This window comes from Sodalis sp. RH19 (genome assembly GCF_047324215.1).
Classification (GTDB): domain Bacteria; phylum Pseudomonadota; class Gammaproteobacteria; order Enterobacterales; family Enterobacteriaceae; genus Acerihabitans.
In genome coordinates, this window is record NZ_CP178734.1 from 172290 (window position 1) to 197853 (window position 25564).

25 protein-coding genes are annotated in these 25564 nt (G+C 60.1%); 9 read left to right on the forward strand and 16 right to left on the reverse strand.

The annotated features are described in order from the left end of the window. Positions 1-661: 661 nt before the first annotated feature. The 3 genes from ACL2XF_RS00780 to ACL2XF_RS00790 all read right to left on the reverse strand — a co-directional run bounded on the left by ACL2XF_RS00780 (position 662) and on the right by ACL2XF_RS00790 (position 3429). Complete coding sequence (locus ACL2XF_RS00780) at positions 662-1495, reverse strand: ABC transporter permease (RefSeq protein ID WP_410013890.1); 834 nt, start codon at positions 1493-1495, stop codon at positions 662-664. Further along, positions 1492-2382, reverse strand: coding sequence for a quaternary amine ABC transporter ATP-binding protein (locus ACL2XF_RS00785; protein ID WP_413727812.1), 891 nt, complete (start codon positions 2380-2382; stop codon positions 1492-1494). Before ACL2XF_RS00785 ends, ACL2XF_RS00780 begins: the two co-directional genes overlap by 4 nt. 99 nt (positions 2383-2481) lie before the next feature. Beyond that, entirely contained in the window at positions 2482-3429 is a 948-nt protein-coding gene (locus ACL2XF_RS00790) for a choline sulfate utilization transcriptional regulator (RefSeq protein ID WP_413727813.1), read from the reverse strand. Between the two features lie 106 nt (positions 3430-3535). On the opposite strand from ACL2XF_RS00790, the gene betC reads away from it, so the two are divergent. Both betC and choX read left to right on the forward strand, forming a co-directional pair. Next, positions 3536-5071, forward strand: a complete 1536-nt coding sequence (gene betC, locus ACL2XF_RS00795) for a choline-sulfatase (RefSeq protein WP_410013893.1) — start codon at positions 3536-3538, stop codon at positions 5069-5071. A 23-nt stretch (positions 5072-5094) separates the two neighbouring features. Then, positions 5095-6042, forward strand: coding sequence for a choline ABC transporter substrate-binding protein (gene choX / locus ACL2XF_RS00800; protein WP_410013894.1), 948 nt, complete (start codon positions 5095-5097; stop codon positions 6040-6042). Between the two features lie 57 nt (positions 6043-6099). On the opposite strand, the gene ACL2XF_RS00805 is transcribed toward choX, so the two are convergent. The 6 genes from ACL2XF_RS00805 to ACL2XF_RS00830 are packed head-to-tail and all read right to left on the reverse strand — an operon-like array spanning position 6100 to position 13528. Continuing rightward, positions 6100-7209, reverse strand: coding sequence for an alkylhydroperoxidase domain protein (locus ACL2XF_RS00805; RefSeq protein WP_410013895.1), 1110 nt, complete (start codon positions 7207-7209; stop codon positions 6100-6102). Continuing rightward, positions 7206-8270, reverse strand: coding sequence for a putative FMN-dependent luciferase-like monooxygenase (locus ACL2XF_RS00810; protein WP_410016743.1), 1065 nt, complete (start codon positions 8268-8270; stop codon positions 7206-7208). Before ACL2XF_RS00810 ends, ACL2XF_RS00805 begins: the two co-directional genes overlap by 4 nt. A gap of 11 nt (positions 8271-8281) precedes the next feature. Further along, positions 8282-9982 carry a dipeptide ABC transporter ATP-binding protein gene (locus tag ACL2XF_RS00815; RefSeq protein WP_410013896.1) on the reverse strand — a complete coding sequence of 567 codons (1701 nt, stop codon included), beginning with the start codon at positions 9980-9982 and terminating at the stop codon, positions 8282-8284. After that, the gene (locus tag ACL2XF_RS00820) at positions 9982-10872 is read right to left on the reverse strand and encodes an ABC transporter permease (protein ID WP_413727814.1); all 891 of its coding nucleotides are present in this window, start codon (positions 10870-10872) and stop codon (positions 9982-9984) included. The genes ACL2XF_RS00815 and ACL2XF_RS00820 overlap by 1 nt, the downstream gene beginning before the upstream one ends. Then, positions 10869-11813 carry an ABC transporter permease gene (locus ACL2XF_RS00825; RefSeq protein ID WP_410013898.1) on the reverse strand — a complete coding sequence of 315 codons (945 nt, stop codon included), beginning with the start codon at positions 11811-11813 and terminating at the stop codon, positions 10869-10871. Before ACL2XF_RS00825 ends, ACL2XF_RS00820 begins: the two co-directional genes overlap by 4 nt. Before the next feature lie 35 nt (positions 11814-11848). After that, positions 11849-13528 carry a TIGR04028 family ABC transporter substrate-binding protein gene (locus ACL2XF_RS00830; RefSeq protein WP_413721244.1) on the reverse strand — a complete coding sequence of 560 codons (1680 nt, stop codon included), beginning with the start codon at positions 13526-13528 and terminating at the stop codon, positions 11849-11851. Between the two features lie 357 nt (positions 13529-13885). Between ACL2XF_RS00830 and ACL2XF_RS00835 the strand changes: the two genes are divergently transcribed. Genes ACL2XF_RS00835 through ACL2XF_RS00845 form a run of 3 tightly spaced genes read left to right on the forward strand, consistent with a single transcriptional unit; the run spans position 13886 to position 16411 of the window. Beyond that, complete coding sequence (locus tag ACL2XF_RS00835) at positions 13886-14911, forward strand: methionine ABC transporter ATP-binding protein (protein ID WP_413721243.1); 1026 nt, start codon at positions 13886-13888, stop codon at positions 14909-14911. Next, entirely contained in the window at positions 14904-15572 is a 669-nt protein-coding gene (locus ACL2XF_RS00840) for a methionine ABC transporter permease (RefSeq protein ID WP_413721242.1), read from the forward strand. The genes ACL2XF_RS00835 and ACL2XF_RS00840 overlap by 8 nt, the downstream gene beginning before the upstream one ends. Before the next feature lie 20 nt (positions 15573-15592). Then, positions 15593-16411, forward strand: coding sequence for a MetQ/NlpA family ABC transporter substrate-binding protein (locus ACL2XF_RS00845; RefSeq protein WP_410013902.1), 819 nt, complete (start codon positions 15593-15595; stop codon positions 16409-16411). A gap of 38 nt (positions 16412-16449) precedes the next feature. Here the strand turns inward: ACL2XF_RS00845 and metQ are convergent, their stop codons facing one another. After that, a complete protein-coding gene (gene metQ, locus ACL2XF_RS00850) occupies positions 16450-17265 on the reverse strand; it encodes a methionine ABC transporter substrate-binding lipoprotein MetQ (protein WP_413721241.1) in 816 nt (271 codons plus the stop codon). Positions 17266-17607: 342 nt separating this feature from the next. On the opposite strand from metQ, the gene ACL2XF_RS00855 reads away from it, so the two are divergent. Beyond that, entirely contained in the window at positions 17608-18621 is a 1014-nt protein-coding gene (locus ACL2XF_RS00855; protein ID WP_413721240.1) for an AMP-binding protein, read from the forward strand. Here the strand turns inward: ACL2XF_RS00855 and ACL2XF_RS00860 are convergent. The 5 genes from ACL2XF_RS00860 to ACL2XF_RS00880 all read right to left on the reverse strand — a co-directional run bounded on the left by ACL2XF_RS00860 (position 18616) and on the right by ACL2XF_RS00880 (position 22211). Further along, positions 18616-19344 carry an SDR family oxidoreductase gene (locus ACL2XF_RS00860; protein ID WP_413721239.1) on the reverse strand — a complete coding sequence of 243 codons (729 nt, stop codon included), beginning with the start codon at positions 19342-19344 and terminating at the stop codon, positions 18616-18618. The two genes, ACL2XF_RS00855 and ACL2XF_RS00860, sit on opposite strands and share 6 nt — an antisense overlap. Before the next feature lie 17 nt (positions 19345-19361). Further along, positions 19362-20303, reverse strand: coding sequence for an AEC family transporter (locus ACL2XF_RS00865; protein ID WP_413721238.1), 942 nt, complete (start codon positions 20301-20303; stop codon positions 19362-19364). A 42-nt stretch (positions 20304-20345) separates the two neighbouring features. After that, positions 20346-21026, reverse strand: coding sequence for an NAD(P)H-binding protein (locus tag ACL2XF_RS00870; RefSeq protein ID WP_413721237.1), 681 nt, complete (start codon positions 21024-21026; stop codon positions 20346-20348). 26 nt (positions 21027-21052) lie between these two features. Then, positions 21053-21349 carry a DUF1330 domain-containing protein gene (locus ACL2XF_RS00875; protein WP_410013908.1) on the reverse strand — a complete coding sequence of 99 codons (297 nt, stop codon included), beginning with the start codon at positions 21347-21349 and terminating at the stop codon, positions 21053-21055. A gap of 112 nt (positions 21350-21461) precedes the next feature. Next, complete coding sequence (locus ACL2XF_RS00880) at positions 21462-22211, reverse strand: SDR family NAD(P)-dependent oxidoreductase (protein ID WP_410013909.1); 750 nt, start codon at positions 22209-22211, stop codon at positions 21462-21464. Between the two features lie 117 nt (positions 22212-22328). On the opposite strand from ACL2XF_RS00880, the gene ACL2XF_RS00885 reads away from it, so the two are divergent. From ACL2XF_RS00885 to ACL2XF_RS00895, 3 genes are all read left to right on the forward strand, one after another. Next, complete coding sequence (locus tag ACL2XF_RS00885) at positions 22329-22685, forward strand: ArsR/SmtB family transcription factor (RefSeq protein ID WP_413727815.1); 357 nt, start codon at positions 22329-22331, stop codon at positions 22683-22685. A 339-nt stretch (positions 22686-23024) separates the two neighbouring features. Beyond that, a complete protein-coding gene (locus ACL2XF_RS00890) occupies positions 23025-23777 on the forward strand; it encodes a hypothetical protein (protein ID WP_410013911.1) in 753 nt (250 codons plus the stop codon). A 166-nt stretch (positions 23778-23943) separates the two neighbouring features. Continuing rightward, positions 23944-24504 (forward strand): DUF1003 domain-containing protein, encoded by a 561-nt coding sequence (locus ACL2XF_RS00895; RefSeq protein WP_410013912.1) that lies wholly within the window; start codon positions 23944-23946, stop codon positions 24502-24504. A gap of 33 nt (positions 24505-24537) precedes the next feature. Here the strand turns inward: ACL2XF_RS00895 and ACL2XF_RS00900 are convergent, their stop codons facing one another. Beyond that, complete coding sequence (locus ACL2XF_RS00900; protein ID WP_410013913.1) at positions 24538-25503, reverse strand: 2-hydroxyacid dehydrogenase; 966 nt, start codon at positions 25501-25503, stop codon at positions 24538-24540. Between the last annotated feature and the right edge of the window lie 61 nt (positions 25504-25564).

Genomic DNA, 25564 nt, shown 5'->3' on the forward strand with positions numbered 1-25564 from the left:
ATCATAGAGCGCTATGCCGCGCGGTACGCTACCTTAACTTGTCATACAGATTTAAAAGTTGAGAGCCATCACAAAACCCTTTTTTTATTTAAGGGTTTAACCCAATGGCCGTATCAAGCTACCTTCCGGCCGGTGATGAGCGCTGCTTAAGTCAAATCCGCGGTCAAAAAGAGCCTGGCCAGCATCAGTACTGCTCGTCTCTGATGCCCCGCGTGGCAGCCAGCCAGATCGAAATTGGTATAATACATTTTACCCGGGCCAGCACCGCGCGCGGCAAGAAGTCATTGTCCGTGCCGTTATTGCCTTACTGTAAATAACACTTGTCAAGATAATATTTATCATTTGTATAACAATTGTCGCGACAATACGGCAGTAGCAAAACTTATCCGAATACCGCCGCCTTAAAGTTAACTTATCTTAAATTAACCGGACAATCCGTTTTTGCCTGTGCCCGTACGCCGCTTACTTTGCATTATCATGACAAAATAAACAAAGTGTTTTTTTTGATATAGATATTACCTATCACAGCATAATAACCCTTTACTCGCCGCACAGCCTGGGCATAACCACCATAAAACATTGTCAATTTGCCCAACGTTGATTAAGTAAAAAAAGCATATCGTTATTTAGCTAATAGTAACCATGATTAATAATATGCTTATTATTTAACTCCAGGCTCCCGCACCAGGCTCGCCGAGAGCCGGTCCAACAGCATGGCCATCAGCACCACCGCCATGCCGCTTTGCAGCCCCTGGCCGATGTCCAGCTGCTGGATGCTGGTCAATATATCGTTGCCAAGACCGCCGGCGCCGACCATGGAGGCGATAATCACCATCGACATCGCCATCATGATGGTTTGGTTTACCCCGGCCATAATGGCCGGCAGCGCATTGGGCAACTGTACCTTCCATAATAGCTGCCGGCGGGTGCAGCCAAACGCCAGGCCGGCTTCCACCAGGCTTTTGTCCACCTGACGGATGCCCAAATCGGTTAAGCGGACCACCGGCGGCATGGCGAACAGTACGGTGGCGAAAATGCCCGGCGGACGGCCGAGGCCAAACAGGATCGTGGCGGGGATCAGGTAGACGAAGGCGGGCATGGTTTGCATAAAGTCCAGCATCGGCCTGACAAGCTGGCCCGCCCGGTGCCGCCGGGCTATCATAATCCCCAGGGGAATGCCGGCCAGCAGGCTGAATAACGTTGACGCCAGGGTGAGCGCAAGCGTGACCACGGCATGTTCGCTGTAGCCGCTATAAATGATATACAGCATCGCCAGGGCGCTGAACACGGCGAACCCCTTGCCGACGCGCCACAGGCTCAATCCCACCGCAATCACGGCCAACCCCCAGGGCGAAAGCCAGCCCAGGCCCAGCTCAAGGGCGCCGGCAACCGTGTCGATCACCTTGGCCACCGCGTCAAAAAATCCGCCGCAGTGTTCCAGCAGGTAACGCACGCCCGCGTCGATCTGCGCGCTGAAATCAACCGTTCCGGTCATGGGCGGGACTCCCGGTGCGCGGGTGACTGGCCGCTGAACGCGCCGGCATAATCTTCGGCCAGGACGAAACGCGATGTATCGACGCCGGAGAAAAAACGGCGCACGTAGGCGTTTGCCGGCGCATTGACGATTTGCTCGGCGGTGCCGATCTGGATGACCCGGCCCTGCTGCATAATGGCAATGCGGCTGCCGATACGCAGCGCCTCCTCGATATCGTGAGTGACAAAAATGACCGTTCGCCGCTGGCCGGCCTGCAGGCGCAGCAGCAGTTCCTGCATTTCGCGGCGGTTGGTGGGATCGAGCGCGGAAAACGCCTCGTCCATCAACAGCAGCGTGGGATTGACCACCAGCGCGCGCGCCAGGCCGACCCGCTGCTGCATGCCGCCGGACAGCTGATGCGGCAGTTGTCCCGCCACCTGCGCCAGCCCCACCTGCGCCAATACCGCCAGCGCCTGCTTATGGCGCTGCGCCGTGCCGACACCGGCCAGCTCCAGCCCGAAGGCGGCGTTATCCAATACGCTGCGTCTCGGCAGCAGGGCGAAAGACTGGAACACCATGCCCATTTCATGCCGGCGCAGCTGGATAAGCGCGGTTGCCGATAGCCCCGATAGCGGTTGTCCGCTGAAAAACACCTCGCCGGCGCTGGGTGTTATCAGGCGATTGAGGGTACGCAGAAGGGTGGATTTGCCGGAGCCGGATAAGCCGACGATGACAAAGATCTCGCCGCGATAAATATCCAGCGAAATATTGTTTAACGCCACCGAGCAGCCAAATTGGGTAAATATGTCGGCAGGGTCCATGCCCTGTTGCAAACGCGACAGGGCATGCCGGTCGCCGTCGCCGAATATTTTATACAGCCCGTCAATTTTTATCAGCGTTTCATTCATCAGATTTTATTTTTTTGCCATGTCCCAACCATAAGCACAGGCTATAAGAAAAAAGAACGGCGCAATAAAATATTATCGTCTGAGTTATAACTAAATGGTTTAAACCAATTGACCGTAATGGGCGTTATTTTCCTCATGCTGTTTAAAACTGAACGATTCACGGATTAACCATTTTTTAACTTTCTGGTAAAGCAGGCGATTATTTCCCCGCTCCGGCTGAATTAAATAATAACCGCGCCCGGTTTTTAATTGCGGCCCGCAGACGATCAGTTCGCCGCTATCCAGGAATTGATCCACCAGCGGCTTCCAGCCCAGCGCCACGCCCTGGCTTTTCAGCGCCGCCTGGATGACCAGCGAATAGGCGTTGAAGGTCAGGGAGGTCACGCCGTCGTCCGGCTCCACGCCCTGGCCGCGAAACCAATCCTGCCAGCTCAGCCAGCGCCGGGGCAGGGTATCGGGCAGGTTGAGCAGCGCCAGCGCCAGCAGGTCCCGGGCCGCAGCCGGCCTGCCGAACTGCTGGAAAAACAGTGGGCTGCATACCGGCACCACCAGTTCCGGAAACAGCATATCGCTGTGGCAGCCGGGGATCTGGCCGTCGCCAAACGAGATGCCCAGATGGGCGCTGCTGTCGCGCAGGGAGAACTCGTTGGGCGAGGTGGATATCTGCACATCGACATTGGGGATCAGCTGTTGCAACTGGTCCAGGCGCGGCAGCAGCCAGTAGCTGGCAAAACCCATGTCCGTATCGATGCGCAGCACATCCCGTTGTTTTTTCAGCTGGATTTTTTCTATTTGCTGGCTGATCTCCTGCAGGCTGGCGCGCACGATCTGGTAAAGCTGCTCTCCGGTGTCGGTCAGGGCCACGCCGCGGTGGCGCCGTTCGAACAGCGTGGCGCCTAATTGATTTTCCAATAAATTGATGCGCTGGCTTACCGCCGGCTGTGACGAACCTAATTCCTTCGAGGCGGCGGTAAAATTAAGATGACGCGCCGCCGCTTCAAAAACAGTCAGCGCCTGTAACGGCGGCAGCCGGAAATTGTTTGCCATAACGTCCCCTTATAGACCGATAAGAAATTAACCGGTTCACAGCAAAATATATTTGTGCGATAAAAATAACATTGAGCTGTAAATTTATTTAAAGCGAAATTTAACTATGCTTAGCAAAAAACCGAATATTGTTATTCTTATGGCCGATCAGCTTGCCGCCGGCGCGCTTTCCGCTTATGGAAATAATGTCAGCAAAACCCCGAATATAGACAGACTGGCGCGCGAAGGCGTGGTATTTACCTCCGCGTATTGCAATAGTCCATTATGCGCGCCATCGCGCGCGTCGCTGATGACCGGCCAGTTAATTTCCCGTAACGGCGTATACGATAATGCGGCGGAATTTCGCGCCGAGAGTCCGACATTCTGCCATTATCTGCGGCAGGAAGGCTATCGCACCTACCTGGCCGGCAAAATGCATTTTTGCGGGCCGGATCAGTTGCACGGGTTTGACGAACGGCTGACCACCGATATCTACCCGGCGGATTTCGGCTGGACGCCGGACTGGCGTCATCCTGAACGCCGGCTGGACTGGTATCACAATATGAGTTCGGTACTGGACGCGGGAGAATGTATCCGCACCAACCAGCTGGATTTTGACGACGAGGCCCTGTTCCACACCCGGCAAAAGCTGTTTGATTTGGCCAGGCGGGACGACGGGCGGCCCTTCCTGCTGATGATGTCGCTCACGCATCCCCACGATCCCTTCGCCATCCCGCGCCGTTACCTGGATCGCTATCGCCCCCAGGATATCGACCTGCCCAGGGTGGCGGCGGGGGACGCGCCGCCGGACGCGCATTCGCAGCGGCTGCGCGCCATGTATCAGCTGACCGACGGGCTGCTGGATGATGACCACATCCGCCGGGCGCGCCATGCCTATTACGGCGCCCTGGCCTATGTCGACGATCGCTTCGGCGAGGTGCGCGACACCCTGGATGCCACCGGCCTGGCCGACGACACCATTATCATCCTTATCTCCGATCATGGCGAAATGCTCGGCGAGCGCGGCCTGTGGTACAAAATGAGTTTTTTTGAAGGCGCGTCGCGCGTGCCGATGATCATCCACGCCCCCGGCCGCTTTGCGCCCCGGCGCGTTGAGCAGAATGTGTCGCTGGCCGACCTGCTTCCGACATTGCGCGAGCTGGCCCATGGCCGGCCGCTGACGGAAGAGGAGCAGGCCGCGCCCCTGGACGGCCGCAGCTTGGCGCCGCATCTGCGCGGCGAAGCGGGACCGGACGGGGTTTACGGCGAATATCTGGCGGAGGGCGCGCTGGCGCCGATGGTGATGATCCGGCGCGGACCGTGGAAATTCATCGCCTCCCTGGGGGAACCCGATCAGCTCTACAATTTGCGCCAGGATCCCCTGGAACTGGCCAATCTGGCGTTATCGCCGGCGTTTGCGCCGCAGCTGCGGCAGTTTCAGCAGGAAGCACAGGCGCGCTGGAACCTTCCCGATCTGAACCAGCGGATCTTAAGCAGCCAGCGCGCCAGGCTGTTCCTGACCGGGGCGCTGGGGCGGGACGGCGCGCCCGACTGGGATTATCAGCCCTGGCAGGACGCCAGCCACCGGTTTATCCGTAACCACCAATCCCTGGACGAGCAGGAGGCGCTGGCGCGCTATCCGCGCCCGCCTTCAACGCTCTGATACTGTTACCTGTGAGGAAGATTATGCGCGTGCACGCCGCTGTTGTTGCCTTGGGGCTATCGCTTGCGATGGGCCTGCCGATCCCAACCCGCGCCGCCGGGGAGGCCGATTGTCAAACGGTGAATATGTCCGATCCCGGCTGGTCCGATATCGCCGCCACCAACGCGGTCGCCGGGGTCCTGCTGCAGGGCCTGGGCTATCGCCAGCAGGTGCAGAATCTCTCGGTGGCCCTGGCTTACCAGGGCTTGAAGACCGGGCAACTGGACGTGTTCCTCGGCAACTGGATGCCGGCGCAGCAGCCGGTGATTGAAAAATACACCCGCGACGGCGCGGTCAAGGTGGTGGGCGCCAACCTGGCCAGCGCTAAATTTACCCTGGCGGTGCCGGACTATGTGGCGCAGGCCGGGGTAAAGGATTTTGCCGACCTGGAAAAATATGCCGACCGGTTCGATCATAAAATTTATGGTATTGCCCCCGGCGCGCCCGCCAACCAGAACATTAAGAACATGCTGGATAAGCATGATTTCAACCTGACCGGCTGGACGCTGGTGGAATCAAGCGAAAGCGGCATGCTGGCCCAGGTCGGGCGCGCGGTGGGCAAGCAGCAGTGGATAGTGTTCCTCGGCTGGGAGCCGCATGCCATGAATACCCACTATAAGCTGACCTATCTGAGCGGCGGCGATCGTTATTTCGGGCCGAATTACGGCAGCGCCACCGTGAATACCGTCACGCGTAAGGATTTTGCCGCCCAATGCCCCAATACCGGCCGGCTGTTTACTCAATTGACGTTTAACGTCGATTTGGAAAACCGGATAATCAAACGGGTGCTGGATGATAAGCAGACCGCCAATGAGGCGGCCGCGGCGGAGCTTAAGCAGCATCCCGAACTGCTGGAACGCTGGCTGGACGGCGTTACCACACGCCAGGGTCAGCCGGGGCTCGCCGCGGTGCGCCAAGCGCTGCAGCTCTAGCCGGCGGCGCTCAGGACCGCCCGCGCCCCAGTGCGCGGGCGGTTGTGCTTACCGCGGTTATTCGTCGAAGGGTTCCCCCAGCGTCAGCATCAGCCGGTTGGCCCAGGCGAAAAACGCGGTGGCCTGCACCAGATCCAGCAGCGCCAAATCGCTTAATCCCAATTCGCGCAGCCGCGCCAGCTGTTGCTCCCCCGCCACGGCCGGGGTGGCGGACAGGGCGGCGGCGAAATCAATTATTGCCTGCCAGCGCGGCGACTGGCCGCTGCTGAGCACCGAACCCGGCGGGGTGTCCAGCAGCCGCTGTATGTCGTCCGGCTGCTTGGACAGCTGCCCGGCCTTGCGGGCGTGTACCGAGGCGCAATAGATGCAGCCGTTGACTTTGCTGGCCACCGCCGCGGCCAGCTCCCGCTCTTTACGCGCCAGGCCGCCGGAAGTATAAAAAATGCCTTTGTCGGTCAGCGTTCGCTGTTCAAGCACCGGCAGGTTGCGCCCCAGCAGCCGGAAATAGTCGGAGTCGGCATGGCCGTTGTTCACCAGCACACTTTGCTGCTGGGGGGTGAATTCGGTTAATTTTTTGGCGGCGAGCCAGGGCTCCCAGCCCAGCTCCCGCTGGGTAAACGCCAGGGGAGCGGTACGCCCGCCGCGGGTGGTGCCCCCGGTACGCCAGCGTCCCGCCGGCGCCGCCTGATCCGACGGCGTATCCACCGGCCGCTGGTTTATCAGCCGGTAGCCGCGCAGCAGACGGCTTTGGAAACTGACAAACGCGACCAGCTGCGACAAGGTCACGATGGCGTCAAGGGACCACCCCGCCCGCCGCAAATCCGCCAGATGTTCCGCGGCGGCGGCGGCGGGACGATGGCTGAGCAACTGGGCATGGACCAGCGCCGCCTCAAGCCTGGCGCTGCCGGCGGCCGGCGCGGCCTGCCGGAGCGCATAAAAGTCGGCCAGGCGGCTGTCGCCATGCCATAACGCGACCTGCCGCGCGACCTCCAGCCGCTCCGGCAGGGAAAAATCAATGCCGTCGCCGGCGGTGAACAGCGCCTGGTAACTGCCCTGAATATGACGGGTCGCCGCGTCGCGGGTAATACGCGCCGCCGCCAGGGGGGAATCCGGCGCAATCTCCGCCAGGTGGTCGAGTATATCCTCGTTTGCCAGGGTATCGGTCATAGCCTCTCCTGTGAAGAACATGTGGGGGTGCGGTAATCCGGCGCCTCGGCGCTGCGCTGCGCCGAGGGTGTCCAGCCCAGTCCGGGCGCCACCTCCTGGGCGATAAGCTCCAGCGAGCGCAAAATGTCAGCATGGGGCGGGTCGATGGAGTGGACCTGGAAAGCCAAATCGGTCACCCGCGCCAGGGCGGTATCCTGCCGCAGCGTCGCCAATACCCGATCGGGGGTGCCGAGATGGACGTCAAAGGCGGCGATAAGATCATCCAGGCGATCGCCCCGCGGGGACTGTCCGGCGGCGCGGGCGTTTTCCGCCTGGCGGCGCAGCCCTTTTTCCGCCAACCGGCGCGCCAGGTCGCCGTCGTCGGCGGCAAACGCGGTGCGGGAACCAAGGATGCGCGGCGCGACGCCGTCGGGCAAGGCGTCCAGATAAGCGTCGATAATGGGATTCTGGATGGCATCCAGCGGCATGTCGGGCGTATGTTCGGGACGGGGCTGGGTGCGCGAGAGCATCAGGCCGTCGCCGGCGGCGCCGGCGCGGGCGCCGCCGTCAACTGAAAACGTCGCCTGCCATACCCTTCCCGCCAGGTGCGGGGCGGCCGGATACAGCCGGTTGCCGCCGGCACCGATCTCCTCCCCGCGCCAGGCCGCCAGCAGGATGGCCAGGTTGGCGCCGAAAGCGGCGCCGCGCTCGCTGCTTTGCAGGCCGAACGGCGGAAAAGAAGACGGCGTGCCGCCGGAGCCCAGGCCGATCTCCAGGCGTCCGTCCGCCAGGAGATCCAGCACCGCGGTATCTTCCGCCACCCGCAGCGCCAGCTCCATCGGCAGGGTGATGACGCCGGTGCCCAGGCGGATACGGCGCGTTAACGCCGCCACGTGCGCCAGAAATACCAGCGGCGCGGGCAGGCCGCCCTCGGCTTCATGAAAGTGATGTTGGGCCACCCAGGCGGTGTCGAAACCAAGGGTTTCGGCATGCGCAATCTGCTCGGTCGCCAGACGATACCGTTGCCGTGGATTAACCTCATCCAGCAGCCGGGTAAAAAAACCTAATCGTTTACCGCTGATAGTGCTATTGCTCATAAGGTATCCCCTGGTTGCAGCCGTACGACGTCATGATCAGGTCGCCGGCCGGGTATGGCATTGATCAATTCCCGGGTGTACGCGTCGCCGGGCTGGCTGAAGATGCGCCCAACGGCGCCGGCATCCACCTGGCGGCCTTTGTACAGCACGGAAACGCTATGGGAAATCTGGCGCACGATGGCGAGATCGTGGGAGATGAATAAATACGTCAGGCCCAACTGCTGCTGTAATTCCTGCAGCAGCGCCAGGATCTGCGCCTGTACCGTCACATCCAGCGCCGAGGTGGCCTCGTCGAGGACCAGGATGCGCGGCCGCAGGATCAGCGCGCGGGCAATGGCCACGCGCTGGCGCTGGCCGCCGGACAGTTCGCGCGCTTTACGATCCAGCAGCGCCGGCGGCAGGGCGACGCGTTCGGCCATCTCCTCCACCCGCCGGCGGCGTTCGCTTGTGCTCAGCGGGTCGAAATTGCGCAGCGGTTCTTCTATAACGTTAAACAGACGCTGCGACGGATCAAGGGAACCGAAGGGGTTCTGGTAGACCAGCTGGATTTTCTGGCGTAACCGGCGCAGGGGCTCTCCCCGCAGTCCGGTAATCTCGGTGCCGTCGACAAACGCCCGCCCGGCGTCCGGCCGCTGGAAACCCAGCAGGATACGCGCCAGCGTGGTCTTGCCCGAACCCGATTCACCCACCAGCGCGTGGGTGGTGCCCTGCGCCACGGTAAACGACACCTGGTCCACCGCGCGCAGGGGCGCCGCGTTCTTGCCGCCCAGCGCAAAGGTTTTGCCGATATTCTCGACCACGATCGCCATCGGCGCGGCGTCCTGCCGGGGCAGGGGGGGACGGGCGCGCGCCGACAGCGCCGGGGCATCGTTAAACAGCTGGCGGGTATAGTCGTTTTTGGGCGCGCGCAGCACCTCCGCGGCCGGCCCCTGCTCTTGTATCCGCCCATGGCGGAACACCAGCAGGCGATCGGCGCGCTCGGCCGCCACCGCCAGATCGTGGGTCACCAGCAGCACCGCGGTGCCGAATTCGCGCCTGAGCTCATCGATCAGGTCCAGGATACGTTTTTGCACCGTGACGTCCAGGGCGCTGGTGGGTTCGTCGGCGATAATCAGCGCCGGGCGCAGCGCTATGGCGATGGCGATCAACACCCGTTGTTTCATGCCGCCGGACAGTTCGTGAGGATACTGATGAACGCGCAGCTCGGGATGCGCCAGCCCGACGCGGGTTAACAGCGCGATGACCCGGGCATCGCGCGCCTTGCGTGGCATACGGCCGTGGATGGCGAGGATTTCCGCCACCTGGCTGCCGATGGTCTTGACCGGATTAAGGGAACTGGTCGGGTCCTGCGGGATCAGGCTGATGCGCGCCCCGCGCAGGGCGTCGAGGCGACGCTGCGGCCAGCGGGCGATGTCAACGCCGTTAAGGCGGATGCCGCCTTGTTCCAGCCGGCCGTTGTCCGCCAGCAGGCCGATAATCGCCTGGGCGATGGTGGTTTTGCCCGAGCCGGACTCGCCTACCAGGGCCACCACTTCGCCGGCGCGGATGCGAAACGAAACGTCATGCACCACGCGCCGACGTTGCCCCCCCGCCTCGTAGGCGATGCAGACCTCATCCAGCTCCAGCGCCGGCTCTGCGCTATCGCGCGCGGCGGCGGGCTTGCCGCCCAATCCGGGTAAAGCGTGCAGCAGGCTCATCAGCGGCTCCTGGCAAAAGACTGACTGATACGGTTGGCGGACAGCACCACCAGCACCACCACCACGCCGGGGAAAGTGGTCAGCCACCAGGCGGTGGAAATATAGTTACGTCCTTCGGCAATCAGCAGGCCCCATTCCGGCGTCGGCGGCGGCGTTCCGTACCCCAGGAAGCTCAGCGTGGAAATAGCCAGGATGGCGCTGCCGAACTGCAGGGCGGAAAACGCGATAACCGAGGTCAGGGAATTGGGCAGGATATGCCGCCACAGGACGGCGCCAAAGGTGCCGCCGCTGCCGTAGGCCGCCTCGACGTAATCGCTGTGGCGCACCCGCACCACCTCCGAGCGGGCGAGCCGGGTAAAGTTCGCCACCGAGGTGACGCCCACGGCGATCGCGGCATGCACGGTGCCGAAACCCAGCAGAATAATAATACTCAACGATAACAGCAGCCCCGGTATCGACAGCAGGACATCGATAAAACGCATGATCAGGCTTTCGGCGATGCCGCCGGTGGCGCCGGCCACGACGCCAAGCAGCGTGCCCAGTACCAGTCCCACGCTCACCGCCACCAGGGCGCCCGACAGCGAAAACGCCGCGCCGTAGACGATGCGGGCATAGAGATCGCGTCCCAACTGGTCGGTGCCGAGCCAATGATCGGCGCCCGGCGCCAGCCGCTGGGCGCCGGTTATGCCTTCGGTACCGCTATAGGAGGTAAACAGCCCCGGCGCTATCGCCCAGCAGAGCACGACGGCAATCACCAGCCAGGACAACAGCAGGCCGGGGCGCACTACGGGCAAAGGCCGCCGGCCACGGCGCGCCGTGGCGCCGGCGCCGGCCGATGGCGGCGGCGCGGCGGGGGCCGGCGCGGGGGTATTTAAGGGCAAGCTGCTCATGGCGCGGCCTCCGTCTTGGTGTTCACGCGGGGATCGAGCAGCGGATAGACTAAATCCACCGCCAGGTTAATGGCGACAAAGGCCGCGCTGGAAATCAGCACCAGCGCCTGCAACACCGCCACATCCTGGTTATTGACCGCCTGCAGGGTAAGCTGGCCCAGGCCGCCGCGGCCGAACACCGTTTCGGTTATCAGGGCGCCGGCAATCAGTTCGCCCAGCAATAGGCCGGCCATGGTCAGGGCCGGCAGGGCGGCGTTGCGCGCCACATGGCGCCACAGCACGCCGCCGCGGCTGCCGCCCTTGGCCCGCGCCACCGCCACGAAGGGCAGTGTTTGCACCTCGTCGATGTTGCGGGAAAGGATCTGCGCCAGCGGGGCGGCAATCGGCAGAGCCAGGGTGATAACCGGCAGGATCAGCCCCTGCCACTCGCCGGGATTGACGACCGGGATAAGCCTGAGCCGGAAGGAAAACAGCTGGATCAGGGCGATGCCCAGCCAAAAAGTGGGCACGGAGATAAACAGCGAGGGCAGGGCGTGCAACAGCGATCGCAGCCAGGGGAACGTCGTCAGGCTCGACAGAAACGCTATGCCGAGCGCCAGGGTCGCCGCCACCAGGAAACCGGCGGTCGCCAGGCGCAGCGTGGGGGGCAGATTGGCGGCCAGCAGTTGCGTTACCGGCACGCCGGCCTGCACCGAGTACCCCAGATCGCCGCGCAGCACATTGCCCGCCGCGTGCAGATACTGTTGCCATAAGGACACATCGGCGCCGTACGCGGCGCGCATATCCGCGATTTGCGCCGCGCTCAGGCCCATATCCGGATCCTGGAATTTTATCAGGACGGCATCCCCCGGCAGCACCTGCAATAAGATAAAAGAAACGGTGAAGGCCGCCCAAAGCACCAGCAGCGCCTGTCCGATACGTGCGGAAAAATAACGGTTCATTCTGGCCTCCTGGGCGTTAGGGCCGCCGGCGCGGTTTAGTGTTTTTCCAGCCAGGCGCCGTAAAACGACGGCCGTCCCACCGCCTCGAAGCTGACGCCTTTCAGATAGGGCGCGCCGGCAAAGACCTGCGGCTCTTCAAAAATCGGGATAACATAGGCCTGTTCGAGCAGATAACGTTGGGCATCGCCCGCCAGACGCAGCCGTTTTTGCCCGTCGACTTCCGCTGAGATGGCCACCAGCAGCGCGTTAAGCTTATCGTCGCTAAAGGTGTTCACCTTGCTGCTCAGACCGCCTTTTTGCAGCAGCGCGTCACGATTGGTGGGGTAAAACTCGCTTTTAATCACATCCGGATCGGCGCGGCCGACTTCCACCACGTTGACCGGGGTTTTCAGCGGGTCCAGACTGTCCGCCGCCTTGCTGCCGGCATCGCCGGCCAGGATATTCAACCGCGCTCCCACCTGTTTCCACTGCTGCGCCACCAGTTGCAGGACTTCTTTATTTTGCGGCTGCGGCGGCGATTCATAGATGGTCAGCGCCAGCGGCCGGCCGTCTTTCTGGCGCACGCCGTCCGCGCCCGGCGCCCAGCCGGCCTCATCAAGCAGTTTTTTCGCCTGCTGAGGGTCAAAAGCCAGTTGGTCCGCCAGGTTAACGTAGCCGGCCGCCGTGGCGGCAATCACCGACGTCGCCTGGGGATAGTGCGGCGAAAACAGGGTTTCGACGATCTGTTTGCTGTTGGTGGCGCGCAGGAGAGCCTGGCGGACCCGCACATCGGCCACCAGAGGGTTATCCGGCCGGAAGGAAATGCCGTCGTTGACGCCGCGCGTCGGCGCGGCGTACAGGTTAAACTGCTGTTCGGCGACCTGTTTCTCGTCGTAGGCCTGGACCTGGCGGATAAAATCCGCCTGGCCGGCCAACAGCGCGCCGATACGCACGCTGTCTTCCGGCGTTATCAGGTATTTGATGCCGTCAAGATTGGCCCGCCCCTGCTGCGCCAGATTTTTCGGTCCCCAGCGGTAATCCGGCCGCGCAGCCAGATCCACCTCGCGGCCCAGGGTTTCCCCGCTGACCACAAACGGCCCGGAGCCGATGATATGGCGGGCGTCGCCCAGGGCATCGAAGTTTTGCGCCAGCGTGCCGAGCGATACCAGCCCCGATCCGATGGTGGCGGTGCCCTGCAGGAAACCGGGCGATGATTTTTTAAAGATGAATTTCACCGTCAGCGGGTCAATCACTTCGCTGTGATCGTAGTTGTTGATAACTTCCGACACCGGCAAGTGATGTTCTTTATTGCCCAGGCCAAAGGTATCGAAGTTTTTCGCCACCGCGTTGGCGTCAAGAGGCGTGCCGTCCGAGAAGGTGACGCCGGGGCGGATTTTAAAGGTGTACTGCGTTTTATCGTCGTTGGTGGTCCAGGATTCGGCGATCCAGGGCTCAATGGCCAGCGTTTGCGGATTTTGATAGGTCAGCTTATCGGTAATCTGGTTCAAAATGCCGCCGTTGGGATAAAAACCGCCGGCCGGCGGGTAAAGATTGGTGTGCGCCTGCTGCTCCAGATAAATCAGCGTGCCGCCCTGTACCGGGGTGGCGGCGCTGGTTGTCTCTGCGGCCGCCGCGGCGGCGAGGCTGAGCAGCGCCAGCGTCAGGCCCGTGACGCGGAAATGTTTGAAGCCATTAAAACCAGGATGCTTGTTGTTGGAACGGTTTTTTTTCTGCATGACGAACCCTCAGGCGAAACATGGGAGCCAATATCGGGTAAATACCGCGCCAGCAGAACAGATATATTCAAATATCCATTGCCGGAAAAAGCATAACCAAATAACAATCCTGGCTAACTTTATAATAAATACAGCTAAGCGATCCCTGGCCTTTAATAAACGCGTTATAAACCGGCGTTCGCCAAATAGATAGAAGAATAAAATATATCTCATATTTTATTGTTTCTTCTGCCGCGACGAAGCTTCCCCTACTATCCCGAACATTATTAGCATCTCAAATAATGATTAAAAAATAATCAGTGAAATTAATCATCAGCTTAACGCAGTCCCGGCAGGGGTAATAAGGATCGACGGGTTATGATCGTGCTGACGAACGTGAGCAAGATATTCGACGGTGATAAAACGCCGATCGTGGCGGTGGATAATGTCAGTCTGCGCGTAGGGCGCGGCCAGATTTACGGTATTGTCGGCTACAGCGGCGCGGGCAAAAGCACGCTGGTGCGCCTGCTGAACGGGCTGGAAAAACCCAGCGACGGCGAGGTATGGGTGGCCGGCCAGGATATCGCCCGCGCCGGCGGTGAACAGCTGCGCCAGGCGCGGCTGAAAATCAGCATGATTTTCCAGCATTTTAACCTGCTGTGGTCGCGCACGGTCAGGGACAATATCGCCTTTTCCATGCAGATAGCCGGCGCGTCCAAAGCCGCCATCACCGCGCGGGTGGCGGAACTGGTGGCGCTGGTGGGGCTAGAGGGCCGGGAAAACGCCTATCCCTCGCAGCTCAGCGGCGGGCAAAAACAACGGGTGGGCATCGCCCGGGCGCTGGCCAACAACCCCGAGGTGCTGCTGTGCGACGAGGCCACTTCGGCGCTGGATCCGCAGACCACCGACAGCATTTTGGATTTGCTGCTCGACATTAACCGCAAGCTTAATCTCACCATCGTATTGATTACCCACGAGATGCATGTCGTGCGCAAAATCTGCGGGCGGGTGGCGGTGATGGAGGCGGGGCGCGTGGTGGAGGAAGGGGAGGTGCTGGAAGTGTTTACCCATCCCCGGCAGGAGATCACCCGGCAATTTGTCAGGCAGGTCAGCCAGTATCAGGAGATTGAACAGGCCTTTAACCCGCTGCTGGTGCAAAACCTGCCCGGCGCCATCCTGAAGCTGACCTTTGTCGGTCTGAGCACCCATCAGCCGGTGGTGGCGGAGCTGACGCTGCGTTATCAGCTGCCGTTGAATATCCTGCACGGCAAGATGACGCATACCGCCAGCGGCGTGTTCGGCGAGCTGTGGCTGCATGTGGCGGCCGATGAGGCGCTGCTGGCCGCTATCCTGGCCGATTTGGCCCGCCACGGCATCGCCACCGAGGTGGTAAAACATGCTTGAGTCCCTGTTTCCCCATCTGCGCATTGACCAGCTTTGGGCGGCAACCGCGGATACGCTCTATATGACCGCATTGGCCGGCCTGGCGACCTTTGCCCTGGGCATCGCCCTTGGGCTGGCGCTGTTCCTCACCGCCCGCGGCGGCCTGTTTGCCCATCGCATTGTGTATGGCGCGATCTCGGTGCTGGTGAATGTGTTCCGTTCCATTCCCTTCATTATATTAATCGTGCTGCTGATCCCGTTTACCAAAATCCTGATCGGCACCATCCTGGGCGCCAACGCGGCGCTGCCGGCCCTGATCGTCGGCGCCGCGCCGTTTTACGCCCGCCTGGTGGAGATCGGACTGCGCGAAGTGGATAAAGGCGTGATCGAGGCGTCCCGCGCCATGGGCGCGCGCCCCGCCACCCTGATCTTTCGCGTGTTATTGCCGGAGTCCTCGCCCGCCCTGGTGTCGGGCATCACCGTCACCCTGATAGCGCTGGTCAGCTACAGCGCCATGGCCGGGGTGATCGGCGCCGGCGGGCTGGGCAACCTGGCCTATCTGGAAGGATTCCAACGCAACCATAACGATGTCACGCTGGTGGCGACCGTGATGATTCTTATCATCGTGTTTGTTATCCAGCTGCTTGGCGACGTCATTACCTCACTGCTTGATAAACGTTAAACAGACCGGGATACCACATTATGAAAAAAAGCCTGACACTTATAGCCGCCGCCACCCTGACCGTCCTTAGCCTGTCGGCTCAGGCCCGGGCGGATACCCTCACCGTCGGCGCTTCCAACGTGCCGCACGCCGAGATCCTTGAGCAGGCCAAACCCATCCTGGCCAAACAGGGCATCGACCTTGAAATCAAACCCTTCCAGGACTACATCCTGCCCAACACCGCGCTGGCGAGCGGCGATATCGACGCCAACTACTTCCAGCATGTGCCGTACCTGAACAGCGTGCTCAAGGATCACGCCGGCGACAAGACCTATGATTTCGTCAGCGCGGGGGCCATCCATATCGAGCCCATCGGCATTTACTCGAAGAAATATAAAAGCCTGAAGGCGCTGCCGCAAAACGGCAAGGTGATCATGCGCGATTCGGTGGCGGAAGAAGGCCGCATCCTGTCGATTTTTGAACGCGAGGGCGTGATTAAACTGAAACCCGGCGTCAGCAAGGTGGACGCGCGCATTACCGATATCACCGACAATCCGAAACATCTTCAGTTTCTGCCGAATATCGAAGGATCCCTGCTGCCGCAGATGTATAACAATAACGAGGGCGACGCGGTGGTCATCAACGCCAACTACGCCATCGACGCCGGGCTTAACCCGGTTAAAGATCCCATCGCGGTGGAAAGCGGCGAAAATAACCCCTATGCCAATATTATCACCGTCCATCGCGGCGATGAAAATAAGCCGGATATAAAAGCCCTGGTCAAGGTACTGCATTCCAAGGCCATTCAGGATTGGATCCGCGAAAAATATAAAGGCGCGGTAATCCCGGTTAATAATTAATAATCCCTGTACAGGGCCGGCAAACCGGCCCTGTGGCGTTACCAGCCCTTTACCGCGTCGCCGTGATAGATTTTATCCGCCGCCGCGGCCACTTCATCGGTTTGATACGCTTTCACCAGGTTTTTTATCTTATCGCTATCCTTATTGTCTTCCCGGGCCACGATCAGGTTGACGTAGGGAGAATCCTTATCTTCAATGAACAGGCCGTCCTTATGCGGGGACAGGCCGATTTGCGTGGAATAGTTGGTATTGATGATGGCCGCGTCGACCTTGCCGTCGTCAAGCGTGCGCGGCAGCTGCGCCGCCTCGATTTCGACAATTTTCAGGTGCTTCGGGTTGGCGGTAATATCAAGCGAGGTCGGCAGCAGTCCGGTGCCTTCCCTGAGTGTGATCAGCCCGTTTGTCTGCAGCAGCAGCAGCGATCGTCCCAAATTGGTCGGATCGTTGGGGATGGCGATTTGCGCGCCGTCCGGCAACTGGCCGATGGCATGGATTTTGCGCGAATAGCCGGCGATGGGGTAGACAAACGTTTTGCCGACCGCCGCCAGCTTATAGCCGCGCTCCTTGATTTGCTGATCCAGGTAAGGGCCGTGCTGGAAGGCATTGGCGTCGATATCCTTGGTGTTCAACGCTTCGTTCGGCAGCACATAATCGGTGAATGTCACCACCTCCACGTCCAGGTTGTACTTATCCTTCGCCACTTTTTTTACCGCGTCCCACAGCGGCTGGTCGATGCCCGCGCTGATGCCTACCTTGATATGGCCGGGGTTTTTATCCGCATTATCGCATGCGCTTAACAATAGGGGGATGGCCATCATGCCGGCAAGGGCGATGGTTTTATAGGTGAGTGTCATGTTACCGCGACTCCAGAATAGGTCAATGGCCGGAGAATTATCCGGCTGGGTTGAAGGTATGGGCAAATCCGGCGGTCAGCCCTGGGGCATGCGCTTTTATTAAAGGTTACAGCAAATGACAGGGGTAATATATTGCTGAAAGTGCATTAATAAATGATGAATTGTTCTGAGCATTATTGTCGATTAAGAAATAAGAAAATCGTATATAATCAATAAGTAACTATTTTTCCTGCCGTTAAGTGAGATAATACTCACAGAACTATAATTTTTACTTTAATTAATAAAACTGCAACAGTATTTGGCCCATAATGTTAACACGACTCCCCGCGCTCAGGTGCCCCCATGGTTCAGTTACCGGTTCATTCCGCCGTTCGTTTTTACCCGCAGCGCCTTGCCGGCGCCCCGGCGCCGGACGGTGTGTTAAGCGAGCGCTTTTTGCGCCAGACCGTGCTGAACAAAAGCAAACCGGCGATTATTACGCTGGATCGCATCCTGAGCTATGGCGAACTGGCCCGCGATGCGCGCTCCCTGGCCGCGCATCTGCGCCGGCTGGGGGTAGGACATGAAACGCCGGTGGGGGTATTATTGGCGCCGGGTATCGAGCATATCACCGCCCAGGCGGCCGTTATCCTGGCCGGCGGCAGCGTGGTGCCGCTGGACGTGTCGCTGCCGGACGAACGGCTGGCCGCCATGCTGCGCCAGTGGCGGGTGCTTTTTACCCTGACCGATGCGCCTTGCCGGGAGCGGGCGCTGGACACCCGTTTGATCATTCTTGAGGATATCGCGGTGGGCGACGGTAACGATAGCGATTTTATGCCGCAGCCCACGTCCCTGCCGCAGCGCACCCACCTGCTGGTGACGGCGCAAACCGGGCGGCCCGCCAGCCGTGAGCTGGACGCGCACGGCCTTGTCGGCCAGGTCATCAATCGCCGGCACGTGCGGGTTAATCCCGACGATCGGGTAGGCTGCATCGCCGCTGCCACCGGTTGTGCCTATCAGCTCGAGGTCTGGGGGGCGTTGCTTAACGGCGCGGCGGCGGTGGTGCTGCCGCAGGATATCGTGCGCGATGCTTCCCGCTTAACGGCGGCGCTGGCGCAGTTCGCCATCAGTATCCTGTTTATTCCCGCCGCCCTGTTTAACCAGGTGGCGCGCAGGTATCCGGATGCTTTTCGCAGCTTGCAGTACCTGCTGGTGGAAGGCGACGGCCTTGATGACGCCAGCCTTACCCGGGTCATGCAGCACGGGGCGCCGCGCCATGTATTAAACGGCCGGCCGGCTGCCGGCAACGCGGCGCGCTCCTTATATCACGAGATCCCCTCCGCCGGCGCGGCGGCGCATACCGCGCGCCCATTATGATGAACGCTGATCCCACAGCTGCTGCATTTGTGCCTCCATCGCCGCGGGATCACGCCTGAGGCTATCCCACACGTCCCGGGCGCGCTTATCGGCCAGCACATGCTCCCGATCGTGACGGATGCCCTCCAGGGTTTGTTCCGCCACCTGCGCGGGCGATACCTTGGCGGCGTCGATGCCCGCGGTCATATCGGTATCGATAAACCCGGCGTAGACGCCGATAACGCGCGTTCCCTGCGCCCGCAGCTGGATGCGCGCCGCATCCGTGATCGACAGCGCCGCATGTTTCGACGCGCCGTAGGTGGCGTTAAACGGCGAGGTGAACCAGCTCACCACGGACAGCATATTGACCAGGGCGCCGCCGCCGTTTTTCGCCAGCACCGGCGCAAAGGCGGTCATCATCGCCAGCAGCCCGAAGACATTCACGTCCATTTCCCGGCGCATGGCGTCGCCGGCACCCGCGGCCAGTATCGGGCTTTGCAGCAGGATGCCGGCGTTGTTGACCAGGAGGGTCACATCCGCGCACGCAAGCGCCGCCGCGGCAACATCGGCCGGCGAGGTCACGTCCAGCTTCACCGGTGTGAGACGCGGATCGGTAATGGCGGCTGGATTGCGCGCCGCCGCGTAAACCTTGGCCGCGCCCGCGTTGAGCAGCGCCTCGGCATAGGCCTTGCCAAGCCCGCGGTTCGCGCCGGTCACCAGTGCGATACTGCCTTCTATCTGCATAATGTCTTCCTCCGCGTTTATCCCTGCATCAGCGTCAGCAGGGTGGTGATGATGATAATGCTGATAAATATCGACAGGGAACCGGTAAAACTGGATACCGAGCCCAGGGAACTGCACCGGGCGGTAAACATCGGCGACAGCGCGGATATCGGGGCAAATACCGCCACCGCCAGCACCTGGCGGATTTCAAGCGGCAGCGGGGTGCCATAATAAAACAGCGCGGCCAGGAGGGCGCCGGCGCCATAACGCAGCGCCAGCACCTTAGAGACGTTTTTCAGCTGCGACCGGTCAATATTGATTTCAAGCATCATGCCGATAATCAGCATGGCGATAAAAGGATTGGCGTTGCCGACGATAGACGTCAGTATGGTGACCTGGCTTGGCAGATGGTAGCCGCACAGGGCCGCCACCAGCAATAGCATATAGACGTCGAACGGAATAGAGGAAAATAAGCGCTTGAAGGTGTTTTTCAGGCCGGTATTAATACCGATGACATTGGACGCGGCGACATAACTGCCGCCGGTGCAGATAACCGAATTACCCGCGTCAAACAGGCAGGTGGCGACGATGCCCACCGGACCGAGGAAGCTTTGCACATAAGGCAGGGTAAAACACCCGATATTATAGCCGGGCGAATTGATCATATAAAATACTTTGGTGTCATTGTCGCGTTTGCGGGCAAGAAGATAGCCCGCCGCCAGCAGCAGGATATTACAGAGAAATCCAATCAGCACCAGAACCAGCAGGGAAGGGTCCACTTCAAAGCTGGCAAAGCCGGTGATGACCGCCGCGGGCAGCGTGAGGTTCATCATTATTTTCGATAAGGCGATGCTATCGGATCGCTGCAGCACGCCGTATTTCTTTAACAGATAACCGACCACGATAATAAAAAAGAACGAGAAGGCTTTAATGAGGACGTCAAGCATATCATGGCCCAGGCGACATAATGCATTCATCATACATTACCGGCTATAGCCATTACACCGTTTTATGACCGGATGTTATTTTGTTTTTACCGACCGGGAAACAGCGTATATATCCCCGGATTCCAGCACCGGACGGGAGAAACCGCGCCGGGCAAGGTTAAGCATGGCCAGGCCCAGGGTTTGCGTGGTCAGGATACGGCGGGGAAACAAAGGCCTAAACAAAGACATCACCGGCGTCAGCAGCAGGTAAAGCACGCGGTACAGCGGCGTTTTCGACCGCGCGCCGTGTTTAGGCAGGATGATGCCGGGGCGAACAATATACACCGCTTTCAGCGGCAGGCGTTGCAGGGCGTTTTCGGTGCCGCCGCGTACCCGCTGCCACATGGTGCGGCTTTTTTCCGCACTGTCGGCCCCCGCGCCCGAGAGATAGACAAAGGTCGCCGCCGGGCTTATCCGCGCCAGCGCCTGCGCGGCGGCAAGGGTCATATCATGGGTAATGGTCGCGTAGCGTTGTTCGTCCATGCCCACCGAGCTGACCCCCAGGCAAAAAAATGCGGCGTCGATACCGCCGAGCCGGTGCGCAATCGCGTCATACTGCAGCAGCTCGGTGTGGATCAGGGTTTGCAGTTTGGGATGTTCCACGCGCGGCGCCGAGCGCCCCACGGCGACGACCGCCGTCACGTCTTCAGCCAGCAGGCATTCCCGCAGTACGCCCTGGCCCACCATGCCGGTGGCGCCCCAGATCATCACTTTCATGGTTTCTCTCCGCGGGCGCGGCCGCGTTATTCGCCTTCCACGCCCTGGATGATAAACGTCCGGTAGGTCGCGCCGCGAAACCGGTGCGCCACCGCCTCCTGATACTCGGGACTATCATACCAGGCTTCGGCCGCCTCGAAGGTGGGAAATTCCAGGATCACCGCGCCTTCCACCGCGCCGCCGTCGGTATGGCGCAAACGCCCGTACAGCGCCAGGGGAACGGGCTGATGGATAGCGGTGCTTTTCCCCGCCTTCTCGCCGTAGATTTTCATTTGCTCTGGATCATTTACCGCTTCACGTACCGCAACAAAATAGGCCGGCATAGTCGCTCCCGGGGTGTGAGGGGCAGGGGCGTCGCCGCCGCCGCCGGATAAAGGGGTATCCCGGCCGGACAGGCGTCCGGGCCGGGCTTATCGGTAAGGTGCTCGCCGGCCGTCAGCGCCAGCCGCCGGAGGCGCTGATGCGTTCGCCGGTCAGCCAGGCGGCGGCGTCAGACACCAGGAACAGCGCGACGGCGGCAATATCCCCCGGCAGGCCGAACCGGCCCAGCGGCGTCTGCGCAATCAATTCTTTTTCAAAGTCGCTGCCCACTATGCCTAACCGGGCGGCGCCTTCGGTTGCCACGCCGCCCGGCGCGATGGCATTGACCCGGATGCCGCGTGCGCCCAGTTCCCGCGACAGGCCGACCGTCAGGGTATCAATCGCCCCTTTGGTCGCGGCATAAATAGCCGAGCCGGGGGTGGGGTGGGTGCTGATCGCCGAGGTAATGTTGATAACACTGCCGCCCTGGGGATTAAAATACTTTAGCGCTTCCCGCGTCGACAGGATAGTGCCGAGCACATTGATATTAAACTGGCGGTGGAACTCCGCCTCGGTCACCTCTTCAAGCGGTCCGAAGGCGAAGACCCCGGCGTTGTTTACCAGCACGTCCAGCGCGCCGTAGGCGTCCCTGGCGGCGCTGAACACGCGCTCGACATCCGCCGCGTTGCCCACGTCGCCCTGTACGGCAATCGCCTTGCCGCCGTCGGCGACGATCCCGGCGACCACTTTATCCGCATCCTCGCGGCTGGCGGCATAATTAACCACAACCGACGCGCCGGCGGCGGCAAAGCTTTTGGCGATAGCGGCGCCAATGCCCTTGGATGCGCCGGTGACGACGGCGACTTTACCTTGCAACTGACTCATAAGCAGACTCCGGAGGGTGGATAGGATGAAGTACGTTAGTTCGGAATTTATGAACTATCTTAGTTCGTAAAGTATGAACTATTGGACACCTTGTCAACAATCTGCTATAAATTTTTTATGAGACCGATAATGCACCCCGCGCCTGAAGACATTACCGTAGAGGGGATTTTGCATGCCCTGTCCGATCCCCTGCGCGTTCATATCTTCGCCGAGATCGCCCGGGCCGGGTGCGCCCGGCCCTGTTCGGCGTTTCTTGCGTTCAGCGATCGCGCCGTGCCGAAATCCACCTTGTCCCAGCACTTCAAGATATTACGGGAAGCCGGCCTGATCCGCAGTGAACGCAAAGGGGTGGAAGTGCGCAATACGTCCCGGCTTGACGATCTGCAGGAACGCTTCGGCCCCCTGATCCAGGCCATCCTCACGTCCTACGCCGCGCAGTGCGCCAGAGAGCGCGACAATACGACTTCTGTTTAATAATTTTATTGCAGTATATGAATATATCCCGCCGATAATATAAGTAATATACAATCGTAACTCTTCTCGCCGGCACGTCCGCGCTAGTAAATCCGGGTAATGGATATTTATGTTATCGTTATAGATAAATATTATTAAATACGAAGGAGTTTTATGGTGAATTTTATACCGTCAAGTATCGCGTGCTTATTAAATAAAATTCCGACTGATGACATCACTGGAATGAATGCAAATCATAAGGGCGCTTGCAATAAAAAATTAAATAATATCGTTTTCGCCGCCAATGATAATAGCGTATTCGTCCCTGTGATCACAAATCAACGCCCGATGAATAGACGGGTGGCTTTAGTCTATGGTTTTGCTAATGTCCGTAATCTTGACAGCGGGGACGGCGTGACTCAATTTACCCTTGATCAGCTTAACCAGGCGCTGGGTATCACTACCGAGCAACTGGATTATCGTAAAATCAGGCAACTACGCCTGGGGGTTGCCATTAGCCGCCGCAGGGTGAGGCGTTTTACCGTATTAACGGGTATCGACGGCGCGACCGCCAAAATGTTGCTGATGTCATGGCGTGACTTTTTACGGGATAATTATGATTTTATATCCGTAAAATCTCGGTTGCTTGAGAAAATAGAAAAATGCCGGATCTTAGGGAGGAATTGCGAGTGCGCAAAAAACATATTGCTTAAAAACAGCCCTTCCAGGCCGCGCTTTGATGACGGGTTATGGCGGGATACCAGAGCGCTGGCGAGAAAATTTATACGGCGGGGCGATGTGGCGGGTTTTAAAGCCTTGCGCAGGCGCGGCGATAAAAACAGGCCTCATCTGGCGGGGGCGATAAAAACGATGCTATTAAGACGTATCATCAAGCTGGGGCTGGAGTGGAGCAATTATTATAAGATTATGGTTAATTTCGATGTGAATTTCCGGCACCAAACCGCCATGAAAATTGAAGGCCGTCAGGATGAGCCGTATTGGCCGCTGACGTATTCCGCCTATCGCTATTGCCAGCGGCAATTGCATGATCACGTGAGTATCCGAATCGTGCCCAGCGCTTACGCCGACACCACGCCGATCCTGCGGATGTGAGGGTAGGTCATGGGGAAACCGGGCGATCGCCCGGTTACATATTATATGTGCCGGTTTCCGCGCGCCGGCAACTATAATGGGCGCATGCGTCAACGGCCGAGCTCGGCCTTTGGCATAACCGGTATTATCAGCAAGATAAACATCATTGCCCCGGATGAGAAAAACCATGGAAAAACCGACTTCAGCCGCCACGCCCGACGCCGCGGACGCCGCGCCCGCAAAGATTGATCATCTGCGTTTCCACCGCCGTCACGCCCATTTGTCCGCGCCGTTCGGCAACGGCTGGTTTGCGCGTAAGGCGGAAGGTTTCGCCCGATTCTTCGGCACGCCGATGTTTTTAGGGGCGCAGACGCTGATCGTTATCGCCTGGGTATGCATCAATACCTTTGGTTTCGCCAAATTCGATATCTATCCGTTTATCCTGCTTAATCTGGCGTTCAGTCTGCAGTCGGCCTATGCCGCGCCGCTGATCCTGTTGGCCCAGACGCGCCAGGCGGAGCGGGACAAGGCGCATGCCGACGCGGATGCCCAGCATCGCGAGGCGCTGGCCGTCGCCAATGCCGAACGCCAGGAGCGGGCGGCGCAAACCTCGGCGCAAATCATGGTGCTGCTGCAGCAAAATACCGAGCTGACCACTCTGACCAAAAACCTGAGCGAGCGCATTGAGATGCTGGCCGCGGAATTGCACAAAAAACTGTTGCTGGATGCGCCAACACCCCAGGGGTGACGGATCGCCGCCCGTGGTTAACGACGGCTGCGATCAGTTGGCCGCATTGGCCGGCATCCTGCCCGCCAGAATACCCACCAGTCCGTCGCGCAGCAGCGACGCCATGCGCAGGCGCGTGGCAAGCGTGGCGCTGCCCAGATGCGGCAGGCCGAATACGTTGTCCATCTGCCGGTAGGCGGGATGGATATCGGGCTCGCCGGCGAAAACGTCCAGCCCGGCGGCGGCCACGTGGCCCGCGTTGAGCGCGGCGATCAGCGCGTTATCGTTGATAATGTCGCCGCGCGAAATATTCACCACCACCGCGCCCTTGGGCAGCTGCGCCAGCAAGGGGGCATCCACCACGCCCCGGGTTTCCGGGGCGGGCGGACAGGCTATGCAAAAGTAATCACTGTGCGCGGCGAGGTCGGCGAGGGAATCGTGATACACGGCGTGTTGTTCGGCCGCGGGCGGCAACCGGTGCCGGTTATGGTAATGAATTTCCATATCAAAACCGCGCGCGCGCCGGGCAATGGCCTGGCCGATGCGGCCCATGCCGAAGATCCCCAGGCGCTGGTTCCAGACATCCTTGCCCAACAGCTGGTCCGGCGCCCAGCCCGGCCAATCACCGCCTTTTAACAGACGCAGCCCTTCCAGCGCGCGGCGGCCCGCGCCCAACATCAGCAGCAGGGCGGTGTCGGCGCAGGATTCGCTCAGCACATCCGGCGTAAACAACACCTTGATGCCGCGCGCCTTGGCTGCCGCCAAATCGATATGGTTGGTCCCCACCGAATAGGTGCAGATAGCCTTGATGGAGCGCGGCAATTGTTCGATGGCCTGGCTGTCCAGCGGCATGGCCAGGGAAACCAATAACGCCTGCACGTCGGTCATGGCGGACAGCGACGCCAGGGTGCCTGCCAGCGTGCTTTCCGTGGTATGGCGCAGGGTGAAATGCGCGCTTAATAAGGTATGGGCCTGCGTAAATAGCGGGCAGGCCATAAATAGCACCGGTTTATCAGACATGGTTACCTCGTCGCTTATCTCCGGTCCGGCGGTGCAGGACCCCGCGCGGGCATGCCGCGGA